Source organism: Candidatus Burkholderia verschuerenii, assembly GCF_001189365.1.
In the GTDB taxonomy this organism is placed as follows: Bacteria; Pseudomonadota; Gammaproteobacteria; order Burkholderiales; family Burkholderiaceae; genus Caballeronia; species Caballeronia verschuerenii.
On record NZ_LFJJ01000308.1, the window covers coordinates 1 to 3,301 of the forward strand.

Consider the following 3,301-nt stretch of genomic DNA (forward strand, 5'->3'; position numbering starts at 1 on the left):
GGCTTCCGACTGGCCGAGCGCGTGGGCATCGAGGTCGGCTTCGATCTGCTCGCTCTTGAAGCCGGTCACGAAGACGACTTCATCGACGCCCGCCGCCTTCAGAAAGTGCAGATGGCGTTCGAGCAGCGAGGCGTCGCCGAAACGGAGCAGGCATTTGGGCTTTTGTTGGCCTTCGGGCTGAACGAGACGCAAACCCATCCCGGCCGCAAGAATGATTGCGCGCATGTGTATTCCCTTCGAGGGTGATCAGTCGATATCCGGCACGCGCGCGAGTCGGCGGCGCTGCCAGCCTTTTTCAACGAAATGCAGATAGACGATGCCCGGCACGCCGAGCAGCAATTCCCGCGCGCGCTTGGTCAGCGACAGCGCGAGCGCCGTTTCCGGCGGCAAACCAACCAGTTTCGCGAGCAGCAGATAACCGCCCTCCTGCACGCCAAGCGAACCGGGAATCGCGAAGGCCGCGCCCCGAATCGCCTGACCGAGACTTTCGAGCAGCAGCGCTTCGGTCCAGCCGACCGGATGGCCGAGCAGATTCAACGCGAGCCACACTTCGCCCGTGCCAACGAGCCAGCCGACGAAACTCAGGCCGAAGCTCGCCGCGACCTTGCCGCGCTCGCGATACAGATCGTGAACCGCCGCATCGACCGCTTCGGCGCGCGTGACGAGCGACGACCAGTCGCGCTTGGCGGAAAACTTCGCCGCGATGCCGGATGCGAAACGCATCGCGCGGCCGAACAAGCCGCGTCGCTGCGCCAGATAGAAACCGTAGATCATCGCGCCGATCACGCCGATCACCACGAGCACGGCGATCGTCAGCGTCGAGGTGGAACCGCCCACCGCGTAACCCGTCAGCAGCGCGACGCCGATTAGCGCGAAGATTAGTTGCGCGACCGTCTGCATCGTCGTGCTGATGGTGATGACGGCGGCGGCATCGCGGGCGCGCATGCCGCGTTGCGCGAGATAGCGGACCATCAGCATCGGGCCGCCGATCTGGCCTGCGGGCATGAGACTATTGACGGATTCGCCGGACCAGCGCGCGAGCAAGGCATCGCTCAGATTGACGCTGCGCTCGTTGCGCGAGAAGAGCACGCTGATCGCGCCGGCATCGATCACGAGCGGCAAGAGATGAAACGCCGCCACGGCGACCAGACCCCAGCCCGCTGCGGCGAGCGTCGCCGCGACGGTGCCGAAGCCTTGCCAGCCGAGCAGCGCGACGAACAGCACCACGCCGACCGACAGCAAAAAGGTGCCGGCGCGGCTCATTCCGTCCCGTTCTTCCCGCCCTTGCGGCGGAAAACCTGCCCGAATCCGAAATACGCGATCGAGTCCTTCATGTTCGAGATGAAGCGCTTGAACGGCTTCATGTTCGGATCGGTGACGTATTCGAAGGTGAGCGACACGCGCAGTTCGTTGTCGCCGAGCGGCGTCACGCGATGCCGCAGCTTGTCGCCATCGAAGAACACGAAGCCGCCCGGCGGATACTGCACCGAACCCGGCTGATCCGGCACCGCCGGATTCTTCGTGTGGAGTTCGTAGTCGAGACGGCACGACGAATCGTCGATCACGCCGAGCAGCAGCGTGTAGCGGCGGCCGTCGTAGTAAGACGTGTCGTAATGCCAGCCGATGTGATCGCCCGGCTTCGAATAGAAGTACAGCGCGTAGGCGTGGGGATCGTCGGCGGGCGAGAGTTGCAGCTTGTCGCCGGAGATCGTCTCCAGCCACTTGATCAGCGCGGGCGAACGATACAGATCGGCGATGAACGGCGCGAGCTTGTCGATCGTATGGCTGCTGACGCTGCCGCCCGCCTTGTGTCCCGGCAGATAGTTGCGATTGATCGCGGGCGTCACGTCCTTCACGGCGGCGATCAGACGCGCCGTGAATTCGGCCGGCAGAAAGTCTTCGATATAGAGAAACGAGCCCTGCTTTTCGTAATCGCCGCGCAGGCCGGAAGCCTGCAAGTCGGCGAGGCGCCGGTTCAGCGTCGCGTCGATTTCGCGCGCGCTCGGACGCGCGGGCTGCGCGGCCGGTTGATTCGGGAATGCCGTGTCGAGGGGAGTTGCCGTATCGCTCATCTCACCGCCTGGAAGTCGTTGCCGTCCTTGCTGCGCGTGGCCTGCACCGCGCTGCGTTGCAGACGGCGCGTGACGCGCGCGTAATCCACCGCGACATACACGGCGAACAGCGGCGCACCGATCGCGGCGGCGAACAGGAATGGCGTCATGCCGTTCAGCACCGTGACGAGCGGCAGCAGATACAGCACGTCTTCCGTTTCGAAGCCGGCCATCGACGCCTGCTGGGTGCTGGACTTGCCGACCATCGATTCGATGCGCATGCGCAGGAAGAAAATCAGCGCAACCGCCACGCCCGCGATGCAGCCGAGCCACTGCGCGGGCAGGAACAGATCGGGATGATGCACATGCACGTAAAAGCCGATGCCGACGAACAGCAGCACGGTCACGAGCGCATCGCATGCGAGGTCGTAAAAGTGTCCGATCTTACTCTGCTGCCCGCTGATGCGCGCGAGCTCGCCATCGGTGTGATCGACGAAGTTCGAGAGTGCGATAAGCAGCGCGCCGAGCGAGCACAGCCAGAACTGACCGATCGACAGGTAATACGCGCCGGCCAGGCCGATAGCCAGGCGCAAGGTCGTCAGATGATTCGGCGTGATCGGCGTACCGAGAAGCGGCGCAACGAGGTGGCGAGCAAGCCTGGCGTCCCACGTGGTGGGCTCCGGAACGGCTTTGGGAAGGGGCGGACACGATTTTGTCATGACCGCGAATATAGCCCGATTCTTAGGAATCTGCATATATTGCGGATGGCCCTAAGATGCGAGAAATCCCCGTCGTATCAAGCGTGACAGAGATTCTTGAAACATTCGTGAATCGCGCTTCGTCTATGCCATTCGAAAGCCAACGGAAATTATCGCCGCAGGCTTCCGGTGTTCATAAAGCGCGGCCGCATGGCGCGCCTTATTCGGCTTTCGGCGCGCTCGCGGCAGGCGGCGGAATCGCGCGCTCGTTCGAATTGAGCGATGCCGATGCCTCGTTGCCCATGCCGCCGTTTTTGTCGACGGGAATCGTCACCGTGCGCACGGTGCCGTTGCCGAGCGGGAAGTCGGCCAGCGCGCTGCGCGCGAGATACGGCATCGTGCCATAGAGCGAGGCGTCGTCGGTCGAATTCACCGCCGTCACCTTATAGACTTCGCGTCCGGTCGAGCGGTCGGTCAGGCGAATCTGCAGCGCGTGGATATACACCGGATAGCTCTGATCGACGTAACCCGCCGGGCCCCACGGACCATAGC

Annotated in this window: 5 protein-coding genes; all 5 read right to left on the bottom strand. The window is 63.6% G+C overall.

Features of this window, described 5'->3' with window-relative positions:
- The coding region (locus BVER_RS28285) for an NTP transferase domain-containing protein (protein ID WP_157056274.1) at positions 1-225 on the bottom strand (225 nt) is incomplete at its 3' end.
- Between the two features lie 21 nt (positions 226-246).
- A complete protein-coding gene (locus tag BVER_RS28290) occupies positions 247-1,263 on the bottom strand; it encodes a flippase-like domain-containing protein (RefSeq protein WP_050456067.1) in 1,017 nt (338 codons plus the stop codon).
- The gene (locus BVER_RS28295; RefSeq protein WP_050456068.1) at positions 1,260-2,072 is read right to left on the bottom strand and encodes a HalD/BesD family halogenase; all 813 of its coding nucleotides are present in this window, start codon (positions 2,070-2,072) and stop codon (positions 1,260-1,262) included. The genes BVER_RS28290 and BVER_RS28295 overlap by 4 nt, the downstream gene beginning before the upstream one ends.
- Positions 2,069-2,770, bottom strand: coding sequence for a CDP-alcohol phosphatidyltransferase family protein (locus tag BVER_RS28300; protein ID WP_050456069.1), 702 nt, complete (start codon positions 2,768-2,770; stop codon positions 2,069-2,071). Before BVER_RS28300 ends, BVER_RS28295 begins: the two co-directional genes overlap by 4 nt.
- A gap of 199 nt (positions 2,771-2,969) precedes the next feature.
- Positions 2,970-3,301: DUF4136 domain-containing protein (locus BVER_RS33080; RefSeq protein WP_198155461.1), on the bottom strand; the 332-nt coding region annotated here is incomplete at its 5' end.

Coding starts and splice junctions, on each gene's coding strand:
- BVER_RS28290 (WP_050456067.1), bottom strand. CDS start 1,263: ATGAGCCGCGCCGGCACCTTTTTGCTGTCGGTCGGCGTGGTGCTGTTC.
- BVER_RS28295 (WP_050456068.1), bottom strand. CDS start 2,072: ATGAGCGATACGGCAACTCCCCTCGACACGGCATTCCCGAATCAACCG.
- BVER_RS28300 (WP_050456069.1), bottom strand. CDS start 2,770: ATGACAAAATCGTGTCCGCCCCTTCCCAAAGCCGTTCCGGAGCCCACC.